Raw genomic sequence first — 26,819 nt, 5'->3', positions numbered from 1 at the left:
CAGTGCGAGGCGGGAAGTATGCCGAGCGAGGCCACTGGCTTCCGGATGTCCCGTTCCGACGAGCACGTAGTGTGAGGCGGGAAGTATGACTGCCTGGTCACCAAGGCTGAATGTGCGAGGGCACGGATTCCAGATGCACCACTACCGTAACTGTGCGGGGGACCCGCTTATGAGCTGGCGGTGTGAGCCGCTTTCTTTGCTTATCTTTCTTTGCGGCGGCAAAGAAAGTAAGTTGTAGTGGTCAAGTAAAATTGGACACCCGGAAAGGGGCATTTCTAAAAAAGTGACGCTTCACATCGTGCCGGCGGTTGTCCGCCTGCTGCAGAATGGATGCGACGGTGGTTATAAAAGTCGTCGATGTAAGCCTCAATGTCGCGTTCGGCATGCGCGTGATCACGGTACCCTTTGTCGTCGATCCATTCGCCTTTCAGGCTTCTAAAGAAACGCTCCACCGGCGCGTTATCCCAGCAGTTCCCCTTTCTACTCATACTCTGGACGATGCCGTTTGCCTTCAGTTCGTTCGTGAAGTGCGCGCTGGTGTACTGGGCGAATTCAATCGGTCGTTGCAACATCTCGAGATTGGAGGTGTTAAATGGGACGACCACGAGGTTGGGCTGCGCAACAGACGGGGCGGGCATCGATGTCTTCACCGGGCAGGCCAGGTGTCAATCAGTTAGAGACGAAACAAGCATTCTGGAACCGCATTGCCGAGGGAATGGAGAGTGATGCCGCCGCGTTGGCGTGCGGCGTGTCGCAGCCCTTGGGCCCGCGATGGTTTCGCCAGGCTGGAGGCATGCCGCCGATAGATTTGGCGCCGCGCTCGGGTCGCTATTTATCGTTCTCGGAGCGTGAGGAGCTTGCCTTGCTTCGGGCGCAGGACTGCGGGGTTTGCGAGATCGCACGGCGGCTTGGTCGTTCGCCCTCGACCATCTCACGCGAACTGTGCCGCAATGCCGCGACCCGTGGCGGTACGCTGACCTATCGGGCGACGGTCGCGCAGTGGAAAGCCGAGCGAGCGGCAAGGCGGCCCAAGACCAGCAAGCTCGCCGAGAACGAGCGATTACGGGCTTATGTGCAGGACCGACTGGCGAATGCGGTTACCGATGAGAAGGGCCGGCCGATACCGGGACCCAACGTACCGTGGAAGGGAAGACGGCATGGTCGTCGGGCCGACCGGCGTTGGGGCACTTGCTGGAGTCCGGAGCAGATCAGCCGCCGGTTGCGACTTGATTTCCCCGATGATGAGTCTATGCAGATCTCACACGAAGCCATCTATCAAGCACTCTACATTCAGGGCCGTGGTGCATTGCGACGCGAACTCTCTGCGTGTCTGCGTACCGGCCGGGCACTGCGCGTGCCACGGGCCAGAACGCAGCAGCGAGGAAAAAGCTTCATCACCTCCGAGGTGCTGATCAGTGAGCGCCCGGCCGAGGTTGCCGACCGTGCTGTACCTGGGCATTGGGAAGGAGATCTGATCATCGGCCTGAACAGCTCTGCAATTGGCACTTTGGTTGAACGTACGACCCGATTCACAATGCTGCTGCACCTACCGCCCATGCCGGGCCACAATTCTGGCGCTCGGGTGAAGAACGGGCCGGCGTTAGCTGGCCACGGCGCCGAGGCTGTTCGCAATGCCATTGCCGCGAAGATCGCGATGCTGCCCGAGCATTTACGCAAGTCACTAACTTGGGATCAGGGCGCGGAAATGGCCCAGCATGCGCAGCTACAAATCGACACGGGTTTGGCAATCTACTTCTGCGATCCGCGAAGCCCGTGGCAGCGTGGAACTGACGAAAACACCAACGGCCTGTTGCGACAGTACTTCCCCAAAGGCACCGACATCAGTCGATATTCTGAACGCGAACTCGATGCGGTCGCCAACACACTCAACGCCCGACCGCGCAAAGCCCTTCAGTGGAAGACCCCCGCTGAAGCGCTTGAAGAGTTACTATCCACAGCTTAAAAAACAAGTGTTGCAACGACTCCTTGAACCTAAGCTGGCATCCCTGATCCGAGTGGAACATCAGGCCTGGCGACGGACTGCGCCGCTCCAGGGCCTGCTGCAACGCCCTGATCACCAGCGCTGTATCAGGCATCAGCCCCAACGACCAGCCGACGATACGGCGCGAATACAGGTCCATCACGATGGCAAGATAAGACCAACCCTGAAGCGTCCTCACATACGTAATGTCGCCTGCCCATACCTGATTGATGGCCGGCGGCTCGAAGTTACGGTCCAGCAGATTAGGCACCACCTGCGCCTGCTCATTGCTCTTCGGATAGCGATGTGTGCGCTTTCTGGTGACCACCAGTTGTGCCTGCCGCATCAGCGTGCCGGCACGATAACGACCTACCGCGTGACCACGTTTTCGCAACTCCTGCGACATCCTGCGGCTCCCATAACTGCCGCGGGTTTCGCGATGAATTTCCCGTGCGGCCGCTATCTGCTGGCAAGGCGCCGCACTCTTCGACGTGCGCCCGGCAAACGCGTAATAGCTGCTAGGCGCAACATTCATCACCCGGCACATCGCCCTCACAGGCCAGACCTTCTTCAGTGACTGGATCACTTCGGGAAGCGATCCATTTCCTTGACGAAGAAGGCCGTGGACTTTTTTAGTATGTCGCGCTCCCGTTCCAGATCGGCGACCCGGGCTTCGAGTTCGCGGATGCGGCGCGCATCGGCCTCTATCTCCAGTTGTGTACGCGGCGCTCTGACCTGCTCAGCGCGCCACAGCGTCACCCAGCGGCGCAACGCCGTGTCGCCCACGCCCAGCGCCTCACACGCCTGCGCATAGGAATAGCCCCTGCTGACCACCAGCTGGACCGCTTCTGCCTTCAATTCGTCGGGAATGTTCCGTCTGCTCATTTCTCACCTCAGTTGGAGAATTATCCCCTTTAGAGGTGTCCAGGATCATTGAACCACTACAGGTGCCGCCCCGCACAGGGGCGACGCTAATAGACCAATATCAATTCAAGGAAAGGCCAACACCACAAAAGCACAGACAAACAAGCGCCGCGCAGGCAAACAAATCAAACAAAGACCAACGCCACAGGCAGACAACCAACAAGCGCCGCGAAGGCAAAAAAAAAGGAACCTACTCAATCCCTAATCTAGCCCGAATCGCAGGCAACATATACTCAACCGCCGCGCGCCCCTCCTCCATAGCCGGCCCCGCGCGGTGAAAATCAAAAATCCCCATTCCGCCCAGCCGCGGCTGAATCAGAATGTCCGCCGGCTCGCCAGCCAACCGGCTCCGCGTAATCCGCACCTGCATGATGTCGATGCTCTGCGCGATCGAACTGAGCATCGACGGCACTCGCGCACTCGGCGCCGGCGGCACACGCACATCATCGGTAGCACGCACTTCGGCAGGCGCTAGCCAGCGTGGCCAGGGCTTGCCGTTGCGGCGCAGCGCGACCGGCGGCGCATCCGGATCCAGCGCCGGCGTATCGACCACCGCGCCGCCGAAATCGCGGCCATTCAAAATATCGTTGTTCAGATCGACAGCAATCACGCAGTCCGCCCGCATACCCCGCGCCACCGAGACCGGCACCGGATTGCTCAGGCCGCCGTCCACCAGCCACACGCCGTTGTGCCAAACCGGCGTGAAAATCCCCGGAATCGCAATCGAGGCGCGCACCGCGTCGACCACGCTGCCGTCCTGCAACCAGCTCTCGCGGCCCGAATCGAGTTCGGTTGCCACCGCCGCGAACGGCATGTTCAGCTGCGCGATCGAGCGGCCGTCGAATTTGTCCGCGAATATCTGGATCACCTTGCGCCCGCCGAGCAAACCGCCCGAAAAACGCAGATCGAGCAGCCGCACCACGGTTTGCCAGGTGAGCCGCGAAACCCATTCTTCGAGCCAGTCGAGATCGCCGTTCGCATACACGGCGCCGACCAGTGCGCCGATCGACGTGCCGCACACCACATCCGGCTTGATGCCCGCATCATGCAACGCGCGAATCGCGCCGATATGCGCCCAACCGCGTGCGGCACCGCCCCCCAACACCAGCCCGATCCGGCTGTATCGACGTCGACGTATCATTTCTTCCCCGCCTTTTATCGGCTATCGCCCGCGTATCACATCCGAGCGCGATGTCGTGTACACCTTATGATATTGGTCAAAGTGCACGTTGAATATACCTTCTTCGGTCACGCCGCCCTCACGCCACTTCCAGCTCCACACGGTTTCCGGCTTCAGCGGAAACACGGCGATCTGGCCTGGCTTGCCGAGCAGGCGGCGCACTTCGTCTTCGGTCATGCCAATGCGAATCTTCCCGAAGTTGGCGGCTGTCAGCACCTGAGTGATGGCTTGCAATTTACCGTCACGGTCGATGTCGACCATATACGTGTTCAGCCCTTGCGGGCCGCGCGGATATTCGAAGCGCTTCGACCCGTCGGTAAACGTGCGCTCGGTTTCCGGCTTGCCCATCTGGTCGCGGATCTGCGCCTCGGTCGTGACGCCCGGCGTCATGTTCTTGAGCAATAACGCGTCCGGCTTGACGGCGTTAAAGAATTCCTTGAGTTTTTGCACGGCGCGGTCGCTCTGTTGGTCGTCGCAACCGCTCAGTGCAACGCACGCGGCCAGCGTCGCGACGGTAAGCAATTTGAGGCTCACAGCGAGTTTCCTGTACGGATGCGAAGCGGCAGTTCGCCGGCATCCCGTTGTGTGGGGTGTCTGTCTCCAAGGGCACTTGCTTCAGGGCGGCCCCAAGGGGACGTCCTTCGGACGTGCTACAGGATAACCGCGCACGGAAAAAACCGCGAGCGAGCCCGGCAACGCGATGGTGGGGGTGGGGCGGTGAGTCGGTAAGCGGTGGCTCGGTGGCTCGGTGGCTCGATGCGTCGGTGAACGGTGGGCTGGTGGGTCGGTGGGTCGGTGCGTCGGTGAGCGGTGAACGGTGGGCTGGTGGGTCGGTGGGTCGGTGCGTCGGTGAGCGGTGAACGGTGGGCTGGTGGGTCGGTGGGTCGGTGCGTCGGTGAGCGGTGAACGGTGGGCTGGTGGGTCGGTGCGTCGGTGAGCGGTGAGCGGTGGGCTGGTGGCTCGATGCGTCGGTGAACGGTGGGCTGGTGGGTCGGTGCGTCGGTGAGCGGTGAGTGGTGGGCTGGTGGCTCGATGCGTCGGTGAGCGGTGGGTCGTTGGGTTGGTGGATGGGTGAGCAGTGAGCGATTGGCGAATGCTGTTGCTGAGTCTCGGGCGACCCAATGGCGAGCGACGGTACTGTGTGGAACGCGAGACTGAGACGTAGTAGTTGGTTTTGTGAAGTGCTTTTCGGCGCGCGCAGCGCCGCCGGAAGTATGACGGCTGTGTCACACACGCCGAATGTGCGAGGACACAGATTCCAGATGCACCACTACCGTAGCTGTGCGGGGGCCCCGCTTATGAGCTGGCGGTGTGAGCCGCTTTCTTTGCTTATCTTTCTTTGCGGCGGCAAAGAAAGTAAGTGCCGCCCCGCACAGGGGCGACGCTAATAGACCAATATCAATTCAAGGAAAGGCCAAAAAGCCAGATCAAGGAAAGGCCAAAAAGCCAGATCAAGGAAAGGCCAAAAAGCCAGATCAAGGAAAGGCCAAAAAAGCCAGATCAAGGAAAGGCCAAAAAAGCCAATTCAAGAGGAAAGTCCAACACTGCATGCAAACAGACGATAAGGGCCGAGCGGGCAACCAACCCAATCAACCCTCACTGCCGGAGGCAAAAAAAACCGCCACTGCCGCAGGCCCTAGCACCTATCGAAAAAGCGACCCAAAACCAGCTAAATCGCTCCAACGCTCGCAGCGCGCGCCTCGCCTTACAAACCGACATCCCCCACAAAACCAAGCCCCACCAAGCCCCCAACCGCGCCAAGCGGCCCCTTGCTGCACCGCAGCACATCCAGAAGGCCTCTTTGAGAAATTAATTTCCGCTTGCGAGACTCCGCGCCATGCCGGATGAGTCGGGAACACGCCCACCCCGACCCCATCCATGACATTGTCAATAAACCTGGATGGAGACACGCGTGTTCCTTTACGGCTTTGGTCCGGTGTTGCTGGCCGGCACGATCCAGACGATCGAGCTGTCCGTCCTGTCGCTGGCAGCCGCCGTGCTGCTCGGCCTCGCGGGCGCAGCGGCGAAACTCTTCTTCAACCGCCCCCTGCGGGCAATCGCCACCGGCTATACGACACTGATCCGCTCGGTGCCCGACCTCGTGCTGATGTTGCTGCTCTTCTACAGCATCCAGATCGCCGTCAACAATCTCACCGACGCCCTGAACCTGCCGCAGTTCGATATCGATCCCTTCGTGGCCGGGGTGCTGACGCTCGGCTTCATCTACGGCGCGTATTTCACCGAAACCTTCCGCGGCGCGTTTCTCGCGGTGCCGCGCGGTCAGCTCGAAGCCGGCAGTGCGTACGGCATGAGCGGCGCACGCGTATTCACGCGCATCCTGTTTCCGCAGATGATGCGCTTCGCGCTGCCCGGCATCGGCAACAACTGGCAGGTGCTGGTCAAGGCCACGGCGCTGGTGTCGATCATCGGCCTCGCCGATGTCGTCAAAGCCGCCCAGGACGCCGGCAAGAGCACCTTCAACATGTTCTTCTTCATTCTGGTCGCCGCCTTGATCTATCTGGCGATCACCACCGCGTCGAATCTCGTGCTGATCTGGCTGGAAAAGCGCTATTCAATCGGCGTGCGGCACGCGGAGCTCTAAGACCATGATCGACATTCTCAATCAATTCTGGCGTGCGTTCCTATACTGGGACGGTCAGCGCATGTCCGGCCTGGCGGTCACGCTGTGGTTGCTGGTGGCATCGGTCGGGATCGGCTTTTGCGCGGCAATTCCACTCGCGGTGGCGCGTGTGTCGAAGAAGCGCTGGCTGTCGACACCCGTGCGTCTTTACACATACGTGTTTCGCGGCACACCGTTGTACGTGCAACTGTTGCTGATCTACACCGGCATGTACAGCCTCGAATTCGTGCGCTCGCATCAATTGCTGGATGCGTTTTTCCGCAGCGGTTTTCACTGCGCGATCCTCGCCTTCGCACTGAACACTTGCGCGTACACCACCGAGATCTTCGCCGGCGCGATCCGTTCCACTTCGCACGGCGAAGTGGAAGCGGCCCGTGCTTACGGCATGAGCTGGTTCACGATGTATCGCCGCATTGTGATACCGTCCGCGCTGCGCCGGGCGCTGCCGTTGTACAGTAACGAAGTCATCCTGATGCTCCACGCCACCACGGTCGCGTTTACGGCCACGGTGCCGGACATCCTGAAAGTGGCGCGCGATGCGAATTCGGCCACGTATCGGTCGTTCGATTCGTTCGGACTCGCGGCGCTGATTTACCTGGTGGTGTCGTTCGCACTGGTAGCCTTGTTCCGCCGTGCCGAGCGTCATTGGCTGGGCTACCTGGCGGTGCGCACGCACTGACGAGGCGTGTTTCGACGCAGCGGCGCGGCTGGCGCGCGCCGTCACGTAGTCTGATTTGATCCGTATTTTCAAAGGGAGAGCATCTTGCTCCACACCACTCAAACCGAAGCTTGCAAGCTCGCCGTTCAGGACATCCACAAGCGCTACGGCGACAACGAAGTGCTCAAGGGTGTGTCGCTGAACGCGAATAAGGGTGACGTGATCAGCATCATCGGCGCGAGCGGGTCGGGCAAGAGCACCTTTCTGCGCTGCATCAATTTTCTTGAACGGCCAAACGCAGGGCAGATCGTCGTCGACGGAGAAATGGTGAAAACCAAAGCCGACCGCGCCGGCAATCTGGAAGTGGCCGATCACAAGCAGCTGCAACGCATCCGCACGAAACTCGCGATGGTGTTCCAGCACTTCAACTTGTGGGCGCACATGAACGTGATCGAGAACATCGTCGAAGCACCGATTCATGTGCTCGGCATGTCGCGCCGCGAAGCCGAAGAGCGCGCGCGTGAATATCTCGAGAAGGTGGGTCTCGCGCCGCGTCTGGAAAAGCAGTATCCGTCGCATCTGTCGGGCGGCCAGCAGCAGCGCGTGGCCATTGCGCGTGCGCTGGCGATGAACCCTGACGTGATGCTGTTCGACGAACCCACCTCGGCGCTCGACCCCGAACTGGTCGGCGAAGTGCTGAAGGTGATGCAGAAGCTCGCCGAAGAAGGCCGCACGATGATCGTCGTCACGCACGAAATGGGTTTCGCGCGCAACGTGTCGAATCACGTGATGTTCCTGCACCAGGGCCGTACCGAAGAAGAGGGCTTGCCCGCCGAGGTGCTGACCACGCCGCGTAGCGAACGGCTCAAGCAGTTCCTGTCCGGCAGTCTGAAGTAACGCGCGGCTCGCGCTTTTCACGTTCCATTCGCGGTTTATCAATAGATGATGGCTCGCCCGTCCAACCCGGCTCGCACCACGCAGGTCGCGATCGTCGCCTTGCCGCCGGTGTCGATGTCGGGCGTCGGGCCGATCGTCGACGCGCTCAATCTCGCCAACGAAATCGACGGCCGGGCGCTGTACCGCGTGCAGGTGTGTTCATGGGACGGCCGCCCGGTGCCCTTGTCGGGCAGCGCGCAATGGCCGGCCGATGCCGCCTTCGGCGATGCGGTCTCGTGCGACTGGCTGATCATCGTCAGCGAGCGGTTCCAGCAATTCGCCGATTACCGGCTGTTTCTTGCCAGTCTGTCGCGCGTCGGGCAACGCACGCCGCTCGTCACCGGCATTCATCACGGCGTCTGGTGGCTGGCGATGGCGGGGCAGTTGTCCGGTTATCGTGTGAGTGTCAACTGGGAAACCTATCAGCAGTTCTCCGAGCAGTTCGAGCGCTCGATCGTCACCCAACAGATTTTCGAAATCGACCGTGATCGCGCAACTTGCGCGGGCGGTCAGGCCACCGTCGACTTCATGCTCGCAATGATCGGCCGCGATCACGGGCCTGAACTCGCGGACCGGATCGCTGACACGCTGGGCGTCGGCGTGTTGCGCGCGGGCGAGGAGCGGCAGCGCATTCCGTTCGTGACCGCGCCGGGCGAGCGCCATCCGCGTCTGAACGATGCGTTGATGCTGATGGAAGCGAATATCGAAGACCCGCTGACCACCGATGAAATCGCGGGTCTGGTCGGCGTCTCGCGGCGTCAGTTGGAGCGCCTGTTCCGCCAGTATCTCGGCTCGATGCCGTCCAAATACTATCTTGGCCTGCGGCTTTCGAAAGCGCGCACGCAATTGCAGCGCACCAGCAAATCGGTGGTGCAGATCAGTCTTGCTTGCGGGTTTTCGTCGGCGGCGCACTTTTCGAATGCGTACCGCGAACGCTTTGGTGTCACACCGCGCGAGGATCGTCGTAACTGGATCGACAAGCAGACCGGCGCGACGGGCGCCGCGGCCAGTGAGCCGCGGCCTGCCGCGTTGATCGAACGGCCTGACGAGGCGGATTAAACGACTCACTCGCGACCCACTCGCGACCGATCCGCCCGGAAGCTCATAGAAAGCGTCGCGTATGCGCAAGACGTATTGCTCGCGGTTTCCTACACTACGTGTATTACCTCTCAACCGTAACGAGGATTTGCCATGAACGACCTGACTGTGACACGCCAGACCTTCGACGAAGTCATGGTGCCGGTGTTTTCGCCCGCCGCCTTCGTGCCGGATCGCGGTCTCGGCTCACGCGTCTGGGATACGCAAGGCCGCGACTACATTGACTTCGCCGGCGGTATCGCGGTGACCGCGCTCGGTCATGCGCATCCTGAACTGCTGAAGGTACTGCACGAACAGGGTGGCAAGCTGTGGCACATCGGTAACGGTTACACCAATGAGCCGGTGCTGCGTCTCGCGATGCGTCTCGAAGACCTGACCTTCGCCGACCGCGCGTTCTTCGCCAACTCGGGCGCGGAAGCGAACGAAGCCGCGCTGAAGCTGGCGCGCCGCGTCGCGTTCGAGCGTCATGGCGCGGACAAAGTCGAAATCATCTCGTTCATGCAGTCGTTCCATGGCCGCACGTTCTTCACCGTGAGCGTGGGTGGCCAGCCGAAGTATTCGGAAGGCTTTGGTCCGGTGCCGGCCGGCATCATCCATTTGCCGTACAACGATATCGAAGCGGCAAAGAAAGCGATCGGCGCGAAGACGTGCGCGGTGATCGTCGAGCCGATCCAGGGCGAAGGCGGCGTGATCCCGGCCGATCCTGCATTCCTGAAGGCCTTGCGCGAAGCCTGCGATCAGCACGGCGCGTTGCTGATTTTTGACGAGGTACAGACGGGTGTGGGCCGCAGCGGTTACTTCTACGCGTACGAGGACACCGGCGTGACGCCGGATATCCTGACCACCGCGAAGGCGCTCGGCAACGGTTTCCCGATCGGCGCGATGCTGACCACCAACGAACTGGCCGCCCACTTCAAGGTCGGCGTGCATGGCACGACTTACGGCGGCAATCCGCTGGGCGCGGCGATCGCGGAGAAGGTGGTCGAGCTGATCAGCGACCCGAAGGTGCTTGAAGGCGTGCGTAGCCGCAGCGAGGCATTGAAGGGCCATCTCGCGAAACTGAACGAACGCTTTGGCTTATTCAAGGAAGTGCGCGGCAAGGGCCTGTTGATCGGCGCTGAATTGACCGATGCGTTCAAGGGCCGCGCAAAAGATTTCGTCACGGCCGCGGGTCAGCATGGCGTGATCATGCTGATGGCGGGCCCGGACGTGCTGCGTTTCGTGCCGTCGCTGATCATGCCGCTCGACGATATGAACGAAGGCTTCGCGCGTCTGGCTAAGGCGATCGAAGAGATCGTCGGCGCGAAAGCCGAAACGGCGCCGCACTGATCGACGGCACCGATCGACCGCACTGATCGACCGCATTGATCGACAGTACTGAGCCACCACACTGAGCTGAAGCACGGAGTCATTGCATTGATCATGCGTCACATTCAACAGGAACGATGATGCTCTTCGTACGTCCAAGCCGCCTCGCGGATCTCGATGCGCTCGAACATATGGCGCGCACCGCGCAACCGGTGCTGCATTCGCTGCCGCACGACCGGCGCGCGCTCGAAGCGCGCGTCGCGTTATCGGAAGACTCGTTTCGCGCGGACGTCGATTTTCCGGGCGAAGAGTTCTATCTGTTCGTGCTCGAGGATGCACCGAGCGGCAAGTTGATGGGCACGGCGAGCATCGTCGCCGCAGCCGGTTATGCGGACCCGTTCTACGCGTTTCGCAACGACGCACTGATTCATGCGTCGCGCGAGTTGCACGTGAACCGCAAGATTCACGCGCTGACCATGTCGCATGAATTGACTGGCAAGAGCCGCCTGGCGGGTTACTACATCGATCCGTCGCTGCGCGGCGATGCGGCCGCGCATCTGATGTCGCGGGCGCGGATGATGTACATCGCCGCGAATCGCAAGCGTTTCACGTCTGAAGTGTTTTCGCTGCTGCTCGGCGTCACGGACGACTCAGGCGTGTCGCCGTTCTGGGAAGCGGTGGGCCGCAAATTCTTCGGCCGCGATTTCGCCGACATCGAAATCGAATCGGGTGGTCGCAGCCGCACCTTCATCGCCGAAGTGATGCCGACCTATCCGATCTACGTGCCGTTGCTGCCGGAAGCGGCGCAGCGCGTGCTCGGCGAGCCCGATTCGAAAGCGCTGCTCGCGTATGAGATTCATCTTGAAGAAGGCTTCGAGACGGATCGCTTCATCGATATTTTCGACGCGGGTCCGGTGCTGACCGCGCAGGTGGATCGCAGCGCCTGCGTGACGCGCAATGAAACGCGTGTGGTGCGGGAGGCCAGCGCGGCTGCCGGCGGCTCGACGTATCTGATCGCGCATAACGGTGCGGATGGCGAGTTCCGCTGCGTGCTCGGTGAATTGCCGGGCGGCGAGACAAGCGGTGCGTCGTTGTCGCATGCGGCGCGTGCCGCACTCGGCGTGCAGGAGGGCGACGCGGTACGCTGCGTGCCGCTGCATCAACCGCATCAGGAAGCATTGACGGGAGACGCACAATGATCGTCGTTCGCGTTGTGCAACGAGGCGATGTGGACGCGCTCATGCGGCTGGCGCAAGAGACCGGGCCCGGCCTCACGACCTTCAAGCCGGATCGCGAGGCACTGGCGGCGCGGGTTGAACGTGCGCGCCGCACGATGGAAGACAAGGCCGAACCGCACGAAGCGGGTTACTTCTTCGTGATGGAAGACACGGAGACCGGCGACGTGGCCGGCGTATGCGGCATCGAAACCGCAGTCGGTCTGCAGCAACCGTTCTACAACTACCGCGTGAGCACGGTCGTGCACGCGAGCCAGGATCTCGGCATCTGGACACGCATGCGCGCGCTGAATATTTCGCATGACCTCACGGGTTACGCCGAAGTGTGTTCGCTGTTTCTGAGCCCGCGTTACCGCACGAGCGGTGTAGGCGGGTTGCTGTCGCGTTCGCGCTTCATGTTTCTTGCGCAGTTCCGTGAGCGTTTTCCGCAGCGTCTGTGCGCGGAATTGCGTGGCCATTTCGATGCGCAAGGCACCTCGCCGTTCTGGCGTGCGGTCGGCTCGCATTTCTACCAGATCGATTTCAACGCGGCGGACTATCTGAGCTCGCACGGCCGCAAGGCGTTTCTCGCTGAGCTGATGCCGCGTTATCCGGTGTATGTCGAACTGCTGCCGGAAGAAGCGCAGGAATGCGTCGGCCTCACGCATAGCGACACGATTCCGGCGCGCCGCATGCTCGAATCGGAGGGGCTGCGCTATGAGAATCATGTCGATATTTTCGACGCAGGCCCGGTGCTCGAATGCCATATCGCCGACTTGCGCACGGTGCGCGAGAGCGTGGTGGTGCCGGTCGAAATCGCCGACGTGCCGGCGGGCGCGCCGCAGGATGCGCCGCGTTCGCTGGTATCGAATACGTCGCTGGGCGATTTTCGCGTCGGCGCGGCCGCGGGCGTGCCGCAAGACGGCGTGTTCCGTATGAGCGCCGCCGAGGCGGCCGCACTCGACGTCAAGGCAGGCGACCCGGTGCGGGTGCTGCCGCTGAAACATAAACAAGGATGATCATGAGCGAGCTTCTCATCGACGGCGAATGGGCCGCCGGCACAGGACCCGCATTCGCGTCGCGTAACCCGGGTACGGGCGCGACGGTCTGGCAAGGCAACAGCGCGTCGGCGGACGACGTCGATCGTGCGGTGCGCAGCGCGCGGCGTGCGTTTGCCCGGTGGTCGGCGTTGAGCCTCGACGAGCGTTGCGGCGTGGTACGCCGCTTCGCCGCGCTCGTGACCGAACGCAAGGAAGCGCTTGCCGAAGCGATCGGTCGCGAGACCGGCAAGCCGCTGTGGGAAGCGCGCACGGAAGCGGCTTCGATGGCGGCGAAGGTCGAGATTTCGATTCAGGCCTATAACGAGCGCACCGGCGAAAAGCGTTCGCCGATGGCCGATGGCACGGCTGTGTTGCGGCATCGTCCGCATGGCGTGGTCGCGGTGTTCGGGCCGTATAACTTCCCGGGTCATTTGCCGAACGGGCATATCGTCCCGGCGCTGATTGCGGGGAATGCGGTGGTGTTCAAGCCGTCCGAACTCGCGCCGGGCGTGGCGGCGCTCACGGTGCAGATCTGGCGCGATGCGGGCTTGCCAGCGGGCGTGCTGAACCTCGTACAAGGCGAGAAAGAGACGGGCATTGCGCTCGCCAATCATCGGCAGATTGACGGTTTGTTCTTCACGGGTAGTTCGGATACCGGAACATTGCTGCATAAGCAATTCGGCGGCCGTCCGGAGATTGTCCTCGCGTTGGAGATGGGCGGCAATAATCCGCTCGTGATCGGGCCGGTGGCGGATGTCGATGCCGCCGTGCATCACACGATTCAGTCGGCGTTTCTGTCGGCCGGGCAGCGTTGTACGTGCGCGCGCCGTATCTTCGTACCGAACGACGCGTTCGGCGACCGCTTTGTGGAACGCCTGACCGAAGTGACTTCGCGCATCAGCGTCGGCGAATACAACGCCGAGCCGCAGCCGTTCATGGGCGCGGTGATCTCCGCGCGTGCGGCTTCGCGCCTCGTCGCGGCGCAGGAGCGCCTGCTCGCCGATGGCGCGAAAGCGCTGCTGAAGATGGAGCAGCGCGATCCGCAACTCGGCTTCGTCACGCCCGCGATTCTCGACGTGACCGCCGTGAAGGACCTGCCGGACGAAGAACATTTCGGACCGCTGGCGCAGATCGTCCGCTACGGCACCTTCGACGAAGCGCTCGACCAGGCCAACGACACCGAGTTCGGCCTTTCCGCCGGCCTGCTCGCCGACGACGAAGCGCTGTGGGCGCATTTCCAGCGCACCATCCGCGCCGGCATCGTCAACTGGAACCGGCCGACCAATGGGGCGTCGTCGGGCGCACCGTTCGGTGGCCCGGGGCGTTCGGGCAATCACCGGCCGAGCGCGTTCTACGCCGCCGACTACTGTGCGTATCCGATGGCTTCCGTCGAAAGCGCGCAACTGCAAATGCCCGCGAGCGTTTCGCCGGGTCTTCAATTCTAAGGATCGACGATGCAAGCCACTGAAGCCAATTTCGACGGTCTCGTCGGTCCGACCCACAATTACGCGGGACTTTCGTTCGGCAACGTCGCGTCGCAGAGCAACGACAAGTCGATTGCGAATCCTAAAGCGGCCGCGAAGCAAGGCCTGCGCAAGATGAAGCAGTTGGCCGAGCTCGGCTTTCATCAGGGTGTATTGCCGCCGCAGGAACGTCCTTCGATGCGCCTGTTGCGCGAACTTGGCTTTTCCGGCGACGACGCCACGGTGATCGCACGCGTCGCCAAAGATGCGCCCGAGTTGCTGGCCGCGGCGAGTTCGGCCTCGGCGATGTGGACCGCGAATGCGGCGACGGTCAGTCCGTCGGCCGATACGCACGACGGCCGCGTGCATTTCACGCCGGCCAATCTGTGCAGCAAGCTGCATCGCGCGATCGAGCATGAATCGACGCGCCGCACGTTGCGCGCGATCTTCAGCGATGCCGATCGTTTTGCTGTGCACGAGGCCTTGCCCGGCACGCCCGCTCTCGGCGACGAAGGCGCGGCGAACCACACGCGTTTCTCCTCGGAATACGGCACACATGGCGTCGAATTCTTCGTGTACGGCCGCAGTGAATATCGCCGCGGACCGGAGCCCACGCGTTTCCCCGCGCGTCAGACGTTCGAGGCGAGCCGCGCGGTCGCGCATCGTCACGGTCTGGCCGAAGCGGCCACGGTGTACGCGCAGCAGAATCCCGACGTGATCGACGCGGGCGTGTTCCATAACGACGTCATCGCCGTCGGCAATCGCAACACGCTGTTCTGCCATCAACTCGCGTTTGTCGAACAGAAAGCGGTCTACGACGAATTGCGCACGAAGCTCGCCGGGCTGAAAGCCGAGTTCAACGTGATCGAAGTACCCGACGCGCAAGTGAGCGTGTCCGACGCAGTCACGTCGTACCTGTTCAACAGCCAGTTGCTGACACGCCCGGACGGCAAGCAGGTGCTAGTGGTGCCGCAGGAGTGCCGCGAAAACGCGCGTGTGGGCGCGTATCTGGACGATCTGACTTCGCACACCGGCCCGATCGACGATGTGCTCGTTTTCGATCTGCGCGAAAGCATGAAGAACGGCGGCGGTCCGGCATGTTTGCGGCTGCGCGTGGTGTTGAGCGATGCGGAGCGCGCGGCGGTGACGCCTGGCGTGTGGATCAATGACAAGCTGTTCGGCCGCCTCGATACGTGGATCGAAAAGCATTACCGCGATCGTCTTGCGCCGTCCGATCTGACCGACCCGCAATTGCTCGCCGAGTCGCGCACCGCGCTCGATGAACTGACGCAGATTCTCGGTCTGGGTTCGCTGTATGACTTCCAGCGCTGAGCGCGGCATGTCGATTCCGATGCTCGACGATTTCCTCGCCTACACCTTGGCGGGCATGCGGCCTGGCGCGCTCGAAGCGCAGGGTGCGTGCGCTAACCATAGCGTGCGCTGGTCATGGCTCGACGACGGCGTGCTGCTCATGGAGCCGACAAAGCAGGAAGAAGGTGTGCGCAGTGTGCTCGCCTCTGCCGGCGTGCATGGTGATGAAACCGCGCCGATCGAGCTGCTGTCGCGTCTCGTGCGCGATATCGCAGATGGCGGCGCGGCGTTGAGATGCCGCGTGCTGGTGATTCTCGGCAACGTCGATGCAATGCGCGACGCGTGCCGTTATCGCGACGACGATCTGAACCGCCTTTTTAGCGGACGTCACACGCAGCTGCCGCACAGCCACGAAGCGCCGCGCGCGGCGGCATTGGAGCGGGCGGCAACGCAGTTCTTTGCCGCTGCCTCGCAAGAGCCGGGCGCCCGTTGGCACGTGGACATGCACACGGCGATCCGCGCTTCGGCTTTTGAGCAGTTCGCCTTGTTGCCGCATACCGGCAAGCCGTTTTCGCGCGCAATGTTCGAGTGGCTCGGCGAAGCGCGCATTAGTGCGGTTCTATTGCACACCACCAAGGGCAACACGTACTCGCACTTCACCGCGCAAGCATGCGGCGCCGAAGCATGTACGCTCGAACTCGGCAAGGTGCGCCCCTTCGGGCAGAACAATCTGACGCGTTTCGCCGGCGCGGACGAGGCATTGCGCCATCTGCTGGCCGGTACAAAGAACGGCAACGTGCCCACGCCGATGCCGCGCGTATTCACCGTGATCGACCAGCTCACCAAGCAAAGCGAAGCATTCGAATTGCTGGTTGCCGCGGATGTGCCGAATTTCACGCCCTTTGTAAAGGACACCGTGCTCGCACGCGACGGCGACTATCGCTACATCGTGCGTCACGACGAAGAACGGATCGTGTTTCCCAACGCGACGGTCAAGCCGGGTTTGCGCGCGGGTCTGCTGGTGGTCGAGACCACTGAGGAAACGCTCTCGAAGCTCGTCTGAATGCGCGCTCCTCTGTACAATCCCGCCCTCGCGGCCGTTGCGCTGCACCACACTGGCCGCATGAGTTTGAATCGCAATTTTGGCGCGGCAATCATGCTTACCCCGGATTCGGCTCCGTCTTATTCAATACCGTAGAGGAACACCCGTAATGAAGATGAATTGGCGAAACATGGCCACGCTCGCGCTGTTCGCGACGGCAACGGCAACGGTAACGGCAGCAACCGCAACGGCGGCGGAGATCAAGGAAGTGCGCTTCGGCGTCGAGGCGTCGTACGCGCCGTTCGAATCGAAGTCCCCGGCGGGCGAGCTGCAAGGTTTCGATATCGATGTCGGCAATGCCGTGTGCGCAAAACTGAAGGCGAAGTGCGTGTGGGTCGAGAATTCGTTCGACGGCCTGATTCCGGCGTTGGCAGCGCGCAAGTTCAACGCGATCAACTCGGACATGACGATCACGGAACAGCGCCGCCAGGCCATCGACTTCACCGATCCGATCTACACGATCCCGAATCAGATGATCGCGAAGAAGGGCAGTGGTCTGCTGCCTACGCCGGCCTCGCTCAAGGGTAAGCACGTCGGCGTGCTGCAAGGCACGATTCAGGAAGCGTATGCGAAGGCGCGCTGGGCACCGGCGGGTGTCGACGTCGTGCCGTATCAGACGCAGGATCAGATCTATGCCGACCTCGCGTCGGGTCGTCTGGACGCCGCGTTCCAGGACGCGGAAGCGGCTTCGAAGGGCTTCCTGAAAAAGCCGCAAGGCGCGGGCTTCGAATTCGCCGGGCCGGCCGTCACCGACGAAAAGCTGCTCGGCGCGGGCGTGGGCTTCGGTATCCGCAAGGGCGACAAGGCGTTGAAGGACGCATTGAACCAGGCGCTCAAGGAACTGAAGGCCGACGGCACGATCGACCGTTTCGCCGCGAAGTACTTCGACGTGAAGGTCGTGTTGAAGTAAGACCCGAGCGCTGTTGTCCGTTGTATGCAAACCGGCCGCCTGCGCGGCCGGTTTGCATTGCGGCGTCACTTTACACAGTCGAGTGGCGAATGCGTGGCTAAAGGGCGGGTTGAGCTGTTCGCCAAATGCAGGACCGTCTGCGCGACTTCGTGTGCGGTCGTGAACGAGGTGTCGGCGCCGCCGCGAGGCGCCACGTGCCTGACCACATCGTCGTCCCCGGCGCCGTGGCAAACCAGATACGCGTGCACGTTGTGCGGCGCGCCTTCTTTGGCAAGTACGCGAGCGATCCCGAGTAACGCGTGTTTCGCCGCGGCGTACGCGCACATCAGCGGCGAGGTGTCCTGAGCATCCACCGAGCCGATGTAGATCACAACGCCGCCACGGTCGTCCCGGTACATGTGCCTGAGCGCTGCGCGCGTAGTCAGAAACGCCCCGTCGACGTGGGTCGCCTGCATCTTCCGCCAGTCGGAAAACGAATTGCTTTCAAGCGGATTGAGGATCTGGACGCCGGCGTTCGCGACGAGGACATCGAGCGCGCCGAACTGTGCGATCACCCGATCGATGCCCTCGTTGACAGCGTTCTCGTTCGTGACGTCCATTGCCATGCAGACGGCCGTGCCGCCGCTCTTTCGGATCTGTTGTACAACTTCCTTGACTCCCTGCAGGTTGAGGTCGGCGACGCCGACAACCGCACCGGCGCGTGCCAGCGCCAGTGCGATCTGTTCACCGACGCCGCCGGCCGCGCCGGTCACGACAGCGATCTTGCCGATGACACTGTTCATCATCTAGATATGTTTGGTCAGACTTCCAAAGAAGTTCGATGAAGAGGCTCGCACACGGCGAGGAGGCGGCGCAGCGACAATCTGCGAGTGACCCAGATAGTCGAATACCCGTTCGCCCGTTCCGAGTGTGAGATCGGCAATCAGATGGCGTGCCTCGACGATTTCGAGCACGGGCAGGTCGGCCGCCGGCGCGAGCGCATGGGGTGAGAGTTGCAGCGACGAAGGCCCGGTCCAGGCGCCTTTCAGTTCGATATTGTCGAGGTAGTGGCGCACCAGTTCACACACGCGCGGCTTGCCGTCCACATGCGGCAGCACTTTCAGCAGGAAGTTCGGCATCTCCAGCCGCTTGCGTTCTTTGGCGAGGTTGAGCGAGTAGTGCTTGTAGCCCATGGTGGCAGTGGCGATGCGCACCGGGCCGTAATCGAGCGTGCCTATCAGCGTGTCGGTGTGAACGACGAGTTCAGGTCGCGCGAGCTTCTTCGGGAAGCCCCACAGTTCGCGGCCGGCGGCGATGGGCGGATGATCGTCCACGTACATGGCCAGCGTGTAGTTGCCGGCGACGCCGTCGAGGGTGACCGGGATGACCTGGCCGCTCTCGGTGTAGTCGCCGAATCCCGTGGAATCCGGCGTGCGGATGAATTCGAAATGTACCAGCGGGTCGTGCACCTCGAGTGGCTCGGGCACGACCGCGCGCAGCTTTGCCGGATCCGTGCGATACGTGACGATCAGGAATTCCCGGTCGACGAAATGGTACGGGCCCATCGGGAAGGCGGGGCTTGTCACCGGCATGGAAAACGCATTGGGCAGAATGGAGTTGATTTTCATGGTGAGGGTCGTCTCTGGTGGTGGCAGGGAAGGTGGGGCGTTATTCGAATGAGTTTGTGTTTTGTTATGTCATTCGTATAACGAAGTAAATGTGATGAAAGGATGGCTGTAGATTCCGATCGGACATGGTATTTCGGATATGGGCTTCGACGCGGCCATCGGCTGGGATGGATTGATTCTAGCGTGCACGGTCCTTTTGATTATTCACAATACCAGCATCAAATTTTTTCGATTATTGGCACTCGTTCTTAACTTGGCATCTCGAAATAAGAAACGGCCGCAAGCGGCCGTTTATCAGAATGACTCGGCGCGCTATGGCGCCGAAAGCGTTGGTGACTAATGCTATTTCAGATAATCGAATACCACTTCACCGAGTCCGAGCGTTAGATCGGCAACCAGATGGCGCGCCTCGACGATCTCGAGCACCGGCAATTCCGCCACCGGGGCCAGCGCGTGCGGTGCCAATTGAAGCGCGGCGGGACCTGTCCATGCACCTTTAAGGGTGATGTCCTGCAAGTAGTAGCGCACCAGTTCGCAAATGCGCGGCGTGCCGTCCACGTGCGGAATCACTTTCAGCAGGAAGTTCGGCGTCTCCAGACGTTTCTGTTGCTGGGCGAGATCCAGTTGCCGATGTTTGTAGCCCATCGTGCCGGTGGCGATGCGCACCGGGCCGTAATCCAGCGTGCCGACGAGCGTGTCCGTGTGCACTTCGAGAAGGGGCTTGGCGAGCTTCTTCGGAAAGCCCCACAATTCGCGGCCACCGGCAATCGGCGGATGGTCGTCCAGATACATCGCGAGCGTATAGCCGCCCGCCACGCCGTTGTACGACACCGGGATCACCTGACCGCTTTCCGTGTAGTCGCCGAAGCCGGTCGAATCGGGCATGCGAATGAATTCGTAGTGCACCAGCGGCTCACCGATCTGGAGCGGCTCGGGCACCACAGCGCGCAGTTTGTCCGGATCCGTGCGGTAGGTGATGATCAGGAATTCCCGGTCGATGAAACGATAGGGGCCCATTGGAAACGCCGGGCTCGTGATCGGCATCGCGAAGGCATTTGACAGCACGCTTTTGACGTCCATGATTTTCCTTGGTGGTTAAAGGCGGGTAGCGCGGGCGATGGAACGCTTTTGCACTGCACAGGAGTATCGTCGATTCTCTTGCGGCCTTTATTGAGACGAGCACCCAATTATTTCGAGATATTGCGGCGTGGACATGTCCGCGCACGGTGGGCTGCGCTAAAATCGCCGGGCGCGCCGCACCGCACGCGCCACGGGCCTCAGGACCTGGATGCGCGCGCTTGGTGCAGCAAAGACCAAAAATACGGCAGGAAGCGCCTGGGCGGCGCTTCGCGGGGAGCGGAATGACCACCATCGCAATCGAGAATCCGGGCCAGACGGGCGCCACGGCCGATGCACAATTGAATGCCAGCTTCGCGCGTCAGCCGATTCTGAATCGGGACGGCATGCTGTGCGGCTACGAGATCAAAGTGCGCGCGCCGGCGTTGCCGGCGGGCGTCGAAGCGGGCGCGGCTGCGGCGCATGCCGGTGATTCGGCTACGGATGCCGACGCCTTGCCGGGCCGCGCGCCTGAGGCGGCGCAACTATTGGCGCGAGCCATTGTGCGCGGCCTGATCCATAGCAATGTACGCGGTGCGCTCACCGGGCATCCGGCGTACGTCGACGTAAGCCGCGAGATGCTGTTCGACGATTCGATCCTGCGTCTGCCGGCTGCGCGTTTCATGTTCGAGCTGTCGCCGTCGATGGAGGTTGACGACGCGCTGGTCGCGCGGATCGTTCAGTTGCACACGCGGCGCTATCGTTTTGCGCTCGACGAAGTGACCCAGCCCAACGAGACGTTCGCCAAACTGCTGCCGTACGCGGAGGTCGTCAAGATCGATTTCATGCGTGCCCCGCGGGCGTTGTTGCCCAAGCTGGCGAGCGTGCTCAAGGCCGCGGGCAAGCTGTTGGTCGCGCTGGGCATCGATGCCCAGGACGACTTCGAAATGGCGCATGAACTCGGCTTCGACCGTTTTCAAGGGTACTTTTTCGCGCGTCCGCAGACGTCGATGACGCGCCGTGTCAGCGCGCCGCGCCATGCCTTGCTGAATCTGCTGCAACTGCTGGCGGGCGAGCCGACCGTCGCGCAACTCGAAGCTGAACTGAAGCTCAATCCCGTGCTGGTGATGCATCTGATGAAGCTCGCGAATTCGAGCGGCCTCGCTGTCGGCCACAAGGTCAGTACGCTGCGCGAAGCGATCAATGCGACCGGCACCAATCGGATCGCCCGTTGGACCCAGTTGCTGCTCTACGCGGACGGCCGCAAGGTCGCGCTGGAAGACGATCCCTTGCTGCAACTCGCGGCGACCCGGGCGCGCTTCATGGAACTGGCCATCGAACGTTTGCCCGAGGCGGGGCGTGATGAAGCGGATGCGGCGTTTCTGACCGGCGTGTTTTCGTTTGTCGATGCGGTGTTTGGTGGTTCACTTGAAAGCACGCTGAATGTGCTGACGCTGTCGCGGCCGATTCAGGCGGGCATTTTGCATCGGCAGGGCGTGTTGGGGTTGCTGCTGACGGTGGTTGAGGCGCTGGAACGGGGGGCGTGGGATGAGATTGACAGTCTTTGTGCTCGGTTGCAGCCGTTGACGACGGAGGAGGTCGCGGTGCTCGGGTTGGCGGCGGGGGCGTGGGCCGGGGTGGCGGATCGGAGTGCGGAGGGGTTGGAGATGATTGAGGATTGAGCGGCGAGGCGCAGCCAAGGTACTCCAGAACGGCGAAGCAAGGCTTCGCCGTTTTTGCGTTTACGACGTGTGATGCTTTGAACGAGCGTAAGGGGCGAGGGCTGAGGCCCCTCACTTCCATAAATTCCGACGACGCTGTCAGAAGTGCCTGATACCGCACTTTGGTTCGATGCGATAGATTCGCGGCCGATTCTTTCGGTGTGAAAGGATTGATTGCCGCCCCTCCGACACTTCTATCGTATTCATGGCCGCTTCCACCGACTACAACGCCGCTACTGACGCTTTCCGGATAACGTTTTCAACCGGTTATCGCATCAGATACTTCATCGTCAATCTTCTGTGGATGATCATGACGCTGTTTGTACTCTATCAGTCTTGGGCACGGCCATAACAGGCGCTTTGTTTGGTGTCTATTGGATGCGTTTGCCTATGGCACTTGCTGTGGGCGGATTTGCTTTCCGTCGGATATTGATCGGTGGGCTAACGGCACCGCCTGTAACCGTCGGTCGTTCTGGCGATGTTCACCGCGGTTTTCAGCGCGTGCAATTCAGAGATCGGCCGAGGGTGATTCTCACGGGGCCTGCGGCGGAGGTTGGGGAACCGGATCGCACTGGCCGTGGGCCAAGGCTTGCTTCATCGATCATTCTGCTTGGACCGCACGGCGCACGCTTTGTCATTTACACGGCGAAGAATGTTCACGCCGCCCGCCATATCTTTGGTGGCGTTCGCGAATGGATTGGCGATACAAATCGCGTTGTGCTGCACACGAGCGTGCCGACTTTAGGACGCCCGTTGTTGTTTGGACTATTTGCAGTGGGGATTGCGTCAATTGTCGGCCTGGTTGTACTGGATTCCGATTACCTGCTCATTTATCCAGCCTATATAGGGACCTGGGCGCTTGGCGCCACCGTACTCGCGACCGCGTGCCTGATTCAGTTTGCGGTGACAGTCAGGCGCGGTAACTGGCCGCCCCAGGCGTTGAGCGTGCCGCGTGTTCTGCGAGCGGCCCACACGCTAATCGCCGGACTGTTCATCGCCAGCGGTGCTGCAATATTCTTTCACCTCGCCAATCTGACCGAGTTCCGCTGGACGCCGTGGCAGATACGCAATGTCCAGACCTTCGTTTTGCGATCGGAAACTTGGATGAAAGGATGCCGCACACGGGTATATCTGCTCGAACCGACACTTAGGCGCGAGCTCCGCTTTTACGGTACCGGATCGCGGAATGATTGGTATGCAGGGCAGCGGGTGGAGATCGAAGAAAACGTCAATCGGTTTGGTGTGCGGTTGGTTGGGGTGCGGGTTTTGAATGTCGAGTAGGTAGGGGCTGTGCGGGTGAACAGAAGGCTGCCAGTGCGGGCTCTAGCCGCACAGTTGGCCGCCGGTAAAGCGATAGGCGGGGAGTGAAATGCATCCCTTGGTGATCGGGATTGAGGATGTCGCTAGGCAATTCGGGGCCGCAGGTTGGTGTGGGCGAAGGAGCTTTGAGCACTAAGAAGATGGTGGTGATGGATATGCACCTCCGTGTGGACAGCATGTCGTTGCGCATTCCACGGTATTGGAAATCATCTCAATCTACGCGATATTTTTTAAGAAAATATAAGACGACGAGCGGTTATCGATTAACCGGTCGATAGTCATCTGCACATTTAGGTAATTTTTTGTCAATTTCAAGTATTTCATTTTGCTTTCGATGGAGCGATGTTGTAATTTATCGCCTGTAACGACTCACGTCAGAATGTCCCTCGGCTCGGCTAATCAGTGCGATGCTAGCTACATTTCGGGGGCGATGAATCGGAATAGTTGTGAATGCATCAATTCGATCACGCCGCGGGCAAGTGTTTAGCTGTAACGAGATGAGCGGGACTTCTGTGTCTGAGAAGTGATTGTTGCTGCCGACTTGCTGAGCCAGATAATCGTGAATATGCTTGATAGGATATTTAAATTAATTTGTCTCGCAATAGCTATTTTCTATTTTGGAAGCGGCCCGATAAGAGTCCTGCTTTATACCCAACCAGAGCGCGGCATGCTGAAATATTCGGCTGGCGTGGTGGAGCTTAGAAAAAAATATCGCGGCGCGGAGTACGTAACATTGAGGGAGCGCTCAGGGCTGCATATATACCAATGTGGCTATTACCTATGGGGGCTTGGTGTAGGATTCTGTCCCCTGGAAATTAGAGGTGGCGACAAAATAAATGGAAAGGATGTGGTAATCGGACGGTATGAGCGAAGAAGTAAATCTTGGGGCGTTTCACAGAGGCAAATATTTGAGATGTCTGCGCACGGGAATCCCATATTGAATTTCAGTAGCGCAGCGAAATATTACGAAAAGCAAAATAGCAAGATAACTTGTTCGTTTTTGCTCGCATCTACTCTGGCGCATCGTCTTATACACAAGTCAGCCCTCCGCAACCGTAGGCCGGAACAAACCGTCGTCGGGCAATGAGATCGACGGGGGCTTGTAAACTTTCGGCGCATCGCGTTTACTCTCGCTTTTTGCGTGAACGCCTTGGCCCTGGAAGCACCGTGCTGGACGCAAACCGAATTTGCTGACCTCGACCTTGGCGACGCGCGCTTGAACAAGCGAGCGAGGACATTGATGGAACGATTGGCGGCCAAGCCGACGGCTGGCGTGCCGCAGGCGTGTCGGGGCTGGGGCGAGACGATGGCGGCGTACCGCTTCTTCGACAACGGCGAGGTCGAGTGGAGTGCGATTCTGGAACCGCACTGGCGGCAGACCGAGCAACGAATGGCCGCTCAGTCGGTCGTGTTGTGCCTGCAGGACACCACGGAACTGGATTTCAACGGCCGGCAGGCCGCGGGCCTTGGGCCACTGTCTTATGAGATGCAGCGCGGGATGTATTTGCATCCGACCTATGCGGTGACGCCTGAGCGGGTGCCGCTGGGTGTACTCGACGCATGGATGTGGGCGCGTGAGCCCAAGGACGCGCAGGGCCAGCGCGGCGGCCTCAAGGAAAGCCTGCGCTGGATCGAGGGTTACGAGCGCGTAGCGGAAACGGCATCGAGCCTGCCACACACGCGACTGGTGTACGTCGCTGATCGCGAGGCAGACATGCTCGCGCTGATGGTGCGGGCGCAGGAGTTGGGCACGCCGGCGGATTGGCTGATTCGCTCGACCCACGACCGCGCGCTGCCCGAGGGAGCCAAGCTATGGACAGCGACGACAGAAGGCACACCGCTGGGCGAGATTGCCTTCACGATGGGCTCGCGTCACGGCGTGAAGGCGCGCCAGGTGCGTCAGCACGTATGGTTGCGGCGCATCGAACTGCCGGCAGGCGTTGGTCAGAGCGTTGCGGCCACGTGTCTGGTGGCGCGTGAGTTTGATGCACCAGGCGGCGTCAAGCCGATCGAATGGCGCTTGCTGACCAACCGCGAAGCCACGACGTTGCAGGAAGCGATTGAACTGATCGACTGGTATCGGGCGCGCTGGGAAATCGAGATCTTGTTCAACGTGCTGAAGAACGGTTGCCGGGTCGAGGCGCTGCAACTGGGCGCGATCGAACGGCTCGAACGCGCGCTGGCGCTGTTTCTGGTCGTGGCTTGGCGAATCGTCCGTCTGATGCACATGGGTCGCAGTTGCCCCGATCTGGATGCCGAACTGTTCTTCGATGTCGATGAAATTCGTGGCGCGTATTTGCTGACCGACGTCAAGCAGCCGGACAAGCCCAAGCTCAACGAGGTGCTGCGCCTGATCGCGCGCCTGGGCGGATTCCTCGGCCGCAAGGGCGATGGCGAACCCGGCACGAAAGCTATTTGGCTGGGACTCAAAGAGGTTCATGTCGCTGCCAAGACATTGCAGAAGTTACGTGCCGGCGGTCACGCTGGAAATTGTGTATAAGCCGATGACTCTGGCGGGGTACACGTTTATAGTGATGAAAATATTTCGCCCGTCGGGTTGGCGTGCGAATCGCGAAAAAATTATTGCGTGAGACTTCGTCGATGTACTCCGGGCGACGACATGATTTTTGTGTCAGATTTTATCAATTGCTAAGTTGAGTCACATTTAGATTCCAGTGAAACGGGTTGGAGGTATGCGGTGGTAAAGAAGATTACATATGCGGGGCTTTTTTTTGCAGTCGTTGCTGCCGGCTGGGCCGTAATATTCGCTCGTAGTCCAGGACAAATATTTCCGGAAGAGATGATCTGGGTATTCTATTTGATCATCATCCCCGTAACTGCACAGTGCGGGATATTCGTCGAGAAGCCATTTTGGGGTGCCTTTTGGAAAGACGGAGTTCCAGTTTCTCCAGTTTTGGAGAAAAAATGGAGTAATCGGTATATTGTTGTTCGAGGAATTTGCGGACAGAACAGGAAATTTTGTGCGACGAAAACTTCGTCTGGAAATTCTAAGTATGAATCACTGTACAACTTGTTGTCTACCGGTGTTTCGATCGTGGTGATGTCAAGAACTATAAAAATTGGAAAGGTGCTGATTGCTACGGCGGTCGTACTTACTATCATTAAAATAATTACATCGCCAATTATGGACGGGGGAGGCTTAACAATGAAAGGTGAGTTGGCAGCGAGTTGGCCAATAGTCTGGTTCGCGGTCGCAATTCTGCAATTGGCATTGTTTACGTGTGCGACCCTTTTTTCATATTGGATGCTTGCGAAGGTCGCTTGTCTGGTTCGGGGTGAAAAATGAGCGTAGTGACGATCATAACGAATACGGGGATTATTGTAATTG

Annotated in this window: 24 protein-coding genes and 2 pseudogenes; 18 read left to right on the top strand and 8 right to left on the bottom strand. The window is 60.6% G+C overall.

All coding sequences use genetic code 11. The features are described from left to right. Window positions 1-275: 275 nt before the first annotated feature. Window positions 276-545, bottom strand: a pseudogene (locus P0D84_RS13010) (integrase core domain-containing protein); the annotation flags it as partial. Between the two features lie 47 nt (window positions 546-592). On the opposite strand from P0D84_RS13010, the gene P0D84_RS13005 reads away from it, so the two are divergent. Beyond that, window positions 593-1,963, top strand: coding sequence for an IS30 family transposase (locus P0D84_RS13005; RefSeq protein WP_408334891.1), 1,371 nt, complete (start codon window positions 593-595; stop codon window positions 1,961-1,963). Here the strand turns inward: P0D84_RS13005 and P0D84_RS13000 are convergent. From P0D84_RS13000 to P0D84_RS12985, 4 genes are all read right to left on the bottom strand, one after another. Then, a complete protein-coding gene (locus P0D84_RS13000; protein WP_408336922.1) occupies window positions 1,887-2,567 on the bottom strand; it encodes an IS3 family transposase in 681 nt (226 codons plus the stop codon). The genes P0D84_RS13005 and P0D84_RS13000 overlap by 77 nt on opposite strands. Beyond that, on the bottom strand, window positions 2,564-2,866 hold the full coding sequence (locus tag P0D84_RS12995) for a transposase (RefSeq protein ID WP_408336920.1): 303 nt from the start codon (window positions 2,864-2,866) through the stop codon (window positions 2,564-2,566). Before P0D84_RS12995 ends, P0D84_RS13000 begins: the two co-directional genes overlap by 4 nt. Window positions 2,867-3,095: 229 nt before the next feature. Then, a complete protein-coding gene (locus P0D84_RS12990; RefSeq protein ID WP_408336918.1) occupies window positions 3,096-4,046 on the bottom strand; it encodes a patatin-like phospholipase family protein in 951 nt (316 codons plus the stop codon). 21 nt (window positions 4,047-4,067) lie between these two features. Further along, entirely contained in the window at window positions 4,068-4,619 is a 552-nt protein-coding gene (locus tag P0D84_RS12985) for a hypothetical protein (RefSeq protein ID WP_408336916.1), read from the bottom strand. Between the two features lie 826 nt (window positions 4,620-5,445). Between P0D84_RS12985 and P0D84_RS12980 the strand changes: the two genes are divergently transcribed. The 12 genes from P0D84_RS12980 to P0D84_RS12925 all read left to right on the top strand — a co-directional run bounded on the left by P0D84_RS12980 (window position 5,446) and on the right by P0D84_RS12925 (window position 17,766). Further along, window positions 5,446-5,898, top strand: coding sequence for a hypothetical protein (locus P0D84_RS12980; RefSeq protein WP_408336914.1), 453 nt, complete (start codon window positions 5,446-5,448; stop codon window positions 5,896-5,898). Window positions 5,899-5,997: 99 nt separating this feature from the next. Then, a complete protein-coding gene (locus tag P0D84_RS12975; protein ID WP_408336912.1) occupies window positions 5,998-6,687 on the top strand; it encodes an ABC transporter permease in 690 nt (229 codons plus the stop codon). A gap of 4 nt (window positions 6,688-6,691) precedes the next feature. Next, window positions 6,692-7,405, top strand: a complete 714-nt coding sequence (locus P0D84_RS12970) for an ABC transporter permease (RefSeq protein ID WP_408336911.1) — start codon at window positions 6,692-6,694, stop codon at window positions 7,403-7,405. Between the two features lie 84 nt (window positions 7,406-7,489). Next, complete coding sequence (locus P0D84_RS12965; protein WP_054043063.1) at window positions 7,490-8,281, top strand: ABC transporter ATP-binding protein; 792 nt, start codon at window positions 7,490-7,492, stop codon at window positions 8,279-8,281. A gap of 48 nt (window positions 8,282-8,329) precedes the next feature. Continuing rightward, window positions 8,330-9,379 (top strand): GlxA family transcriptional regulator, encoded by a 1,050-nt coding sequence (locus tag P0D84_RS12960; protein WP_408339818.1) that lies wholly within the window; start codon window positions 8,330-8,332, stop codon window positions 9,377-9,379. A 132-nt stretch (window positions 9,380-9,511) separates the two neighbouring features. After that, window positions 9,512-10,747: an aspartate aminotransferase family protein gene (locus tag P0D84_RS12955; protein WP_408336909.1), complete on the top strand. Its 1,236-nt coding sequence runs from the start codon at window positions 9,512-9,514 to the stop codon at window positions 10,745-10,747. Between the two features lie 119 nt (window positions 10,748-10,866). Beyond that, window positions 10,867-11,925 carry an arginine/ornithine succinyltransferase subunit alpha gene (gene aruF, locus P0D84_RS12950; RefSeq protein WP_408336907.1) on the top strand — a complete coding sequence of 353 codons (1,059 nt, stop codon included), beginning with the start codon at window positions 10,867-10,869 and terminating at the stop codon, window positions 11,923-11,925. Continuing rightward, window positions 11,922-12,959 carry an arginine N-succinyltransferase gene (gene astA / locus P0D84_RS12945; RefSeq protein ID WP_408336905.1) on the top strand — a complete coding sequence of 346 codons (1,038 nt, stop codon included), beginning with the start codon at window positions 11,922-11,924 and terminating at the stop codon, window positions 12,957-12,959. The genes aruF and astA overlap by 4 nt, the downstream gene beginning before the upstream one ends. A gap of 2 nt (window positions 12,960-12,961) precedes the next feature. Then, on the top strand, window positions 12,962-14,425 hold the full coding sequence (gene astD / locus P0D84_RS12940) for a succinylglutamate-semialdehyde dehydrogenase (RefSeq protein WP_408336903.1): 1,464 nt from the start codon (window positions 12,962-12,964) through the stop codon (window positions 14,423-14,425). Window positions 14,426-14,434: 9 nt separating this feature from the next. Beyond that, on the top strand, window positions 14,435-15,775 hold the full coding sequence (astB, locus tag P0D84_RS12935) for an N-succinylarginine dihydrolase (protein WP_408336901.1): 1,341 nt from the start codon (window positions 14,435-14,437) through the stop codon (window positions 15,773-15,775). Continuing rightward, entirely contained in the window at window positions 15,759-16,817 is a 1,059-nt protein-coding gene (gene astE, locus P0D84_RS12930) for a succinylglutamate desuccinylase (protein WP_408336899.1), read from the top strand. The genes astB and astE overlap by 17 nt, the downstream gene beginning before the upstream one ends. Before the next feature lie 148 nt (window positions 16,818-16,965). Beyond that, a complete protein-coding gene (locus tag P0D84_RS12925; RefSeq protein ID WP_408336897.1) occupies window positions 16,966-17,766 on the top strand; it encodes an ABC transporter substrate-binding protein in 801 nt (266 codons plus the stop codon). A gap of 65 nt (window positions 17,767-17,831) precedes the next feature. Here P0D84_RS12925 and P0D84_RS12920 read toward each other — a convergent pair whose 3' ends face one another. From P0D84_RS12920 to P0D84_RS12910, 3 genes and pseudogenes are all read right to left on the bottom strand, one after another. Next, window positions 17,832-18,551, bottom strand: coding sequence for an SDR family NAD(P)-dependent oxidoreductase (locus P0D84_RS12920; protein ID WP_408336895.1), 720 nt, complete (start codon window positions 18,549-18,551; stop codon window positions 17,832-17,834). A gap of 90 nt (window positions 18,552-18,641) precedes the next feature. After that, window positions 18,642-19,373 (bottom strand): annotated as a pseudogene (locus P0D84_RS12915) (acetoacetate decarboxylase); the annotation flags it as partial. A gap of 342 nt (window positions 19,374-19,715) precedes the next feature. Beyond that, window positions 19,716-20,453, bottom strand: a complete 738-nt coding sequence (locus P0D84_RS12910; RefSeq protein ID WP_408336893.1) for an acetoacetate decarboxylase — start codon at window positions 20,451-20,453, stop codon at window positions 19,716-19,718. 281 nt (window positions 20,454-20,734) lie between these two features. On the opposite strand from P0D84_RS12910, the gene P0D84_RS12905 reads away from it, so the two are divergent. From P0D84_RS12905 to P0D84_RS12885, 5 genes are all read left to right on the top strand, one after another. Next, window positions 20,735-22,111 (top strand): EAL and HDOD domain-containing protein, encoded by a 1,377-nt coding sequence (locus P0D84_RS12905; RefSeq protein ID WP_408336891.1) that lies wholly within the window; start codon window positions 20,735-20,737, stop codon window positions 22,109-22,111. A gap of 429 nt (window positions 22,112-22,540) precedes the next feature. Then, a complete protein-coding gene (locus tag P0D84_RS12900; protein WP_408336889.1) occupies window positions 22,541-23,431 on the top strand; it encodes a hypothetical protein in 891 nt (296 codons plus the stop codon). 562 nt (window positions 23,432-23,993) lie between these two features. Beyond that, window positions 23,994-24,557 (top strand): hypothetical protein, encoded by a 564-nt coding sequence (locus tag P0D84_RS12895; protein ID WP_408336887.1) that lies wholly within the window; start codon window positions 23,994-23,996, stop codon window positions 24,555-24,557. Between the two features lie 63 nt (window positions 24,558-24,620). Next, window positions 24,621-25,970, top strand: a complete 1,350-nt coding sequence (locus tag P0D84_RS12890) for an IS4 family transposase (protein ID WP_459252212.1) — start codon at window positions 24,621-24,623, stop codon at window positions 25,968-25,970. A 198-nt stretch (window positions 25,971-26,168) separates the two neighbouring features. Then, window positions 26,169-26,777, top strand: coding sequence for a hypothetical protein (locus tag P0D84_RS12885; RefSeq protein ID WP_408336885.1), 609 nt, complete (start codon window positions 26,169-26,171; stop codon window positions 26,775-26,777). The last annotated feature ends 42 nt before the right edge of the window (window positions 26,778-26,819 follow it).

Origin of the sequence: Paraburkholderia sp. RL17-337-BIB-A (assembly GCF_046025895.1) — a bacterium.
In the GTDB taxonomy this organism is placed as follows: Bacteria; Pseudomonadota; Gammaproteobacteria; order Burkholderiales; family Burkholderiaceae; genus Paraburkholderia; species Paraburkholderia fungorum_C.
The sequence above is the reverse complement of the archived record's forward strand: the minus strand, read 5'-3'. Positions and strand labels throughout refer to the sequence as shown.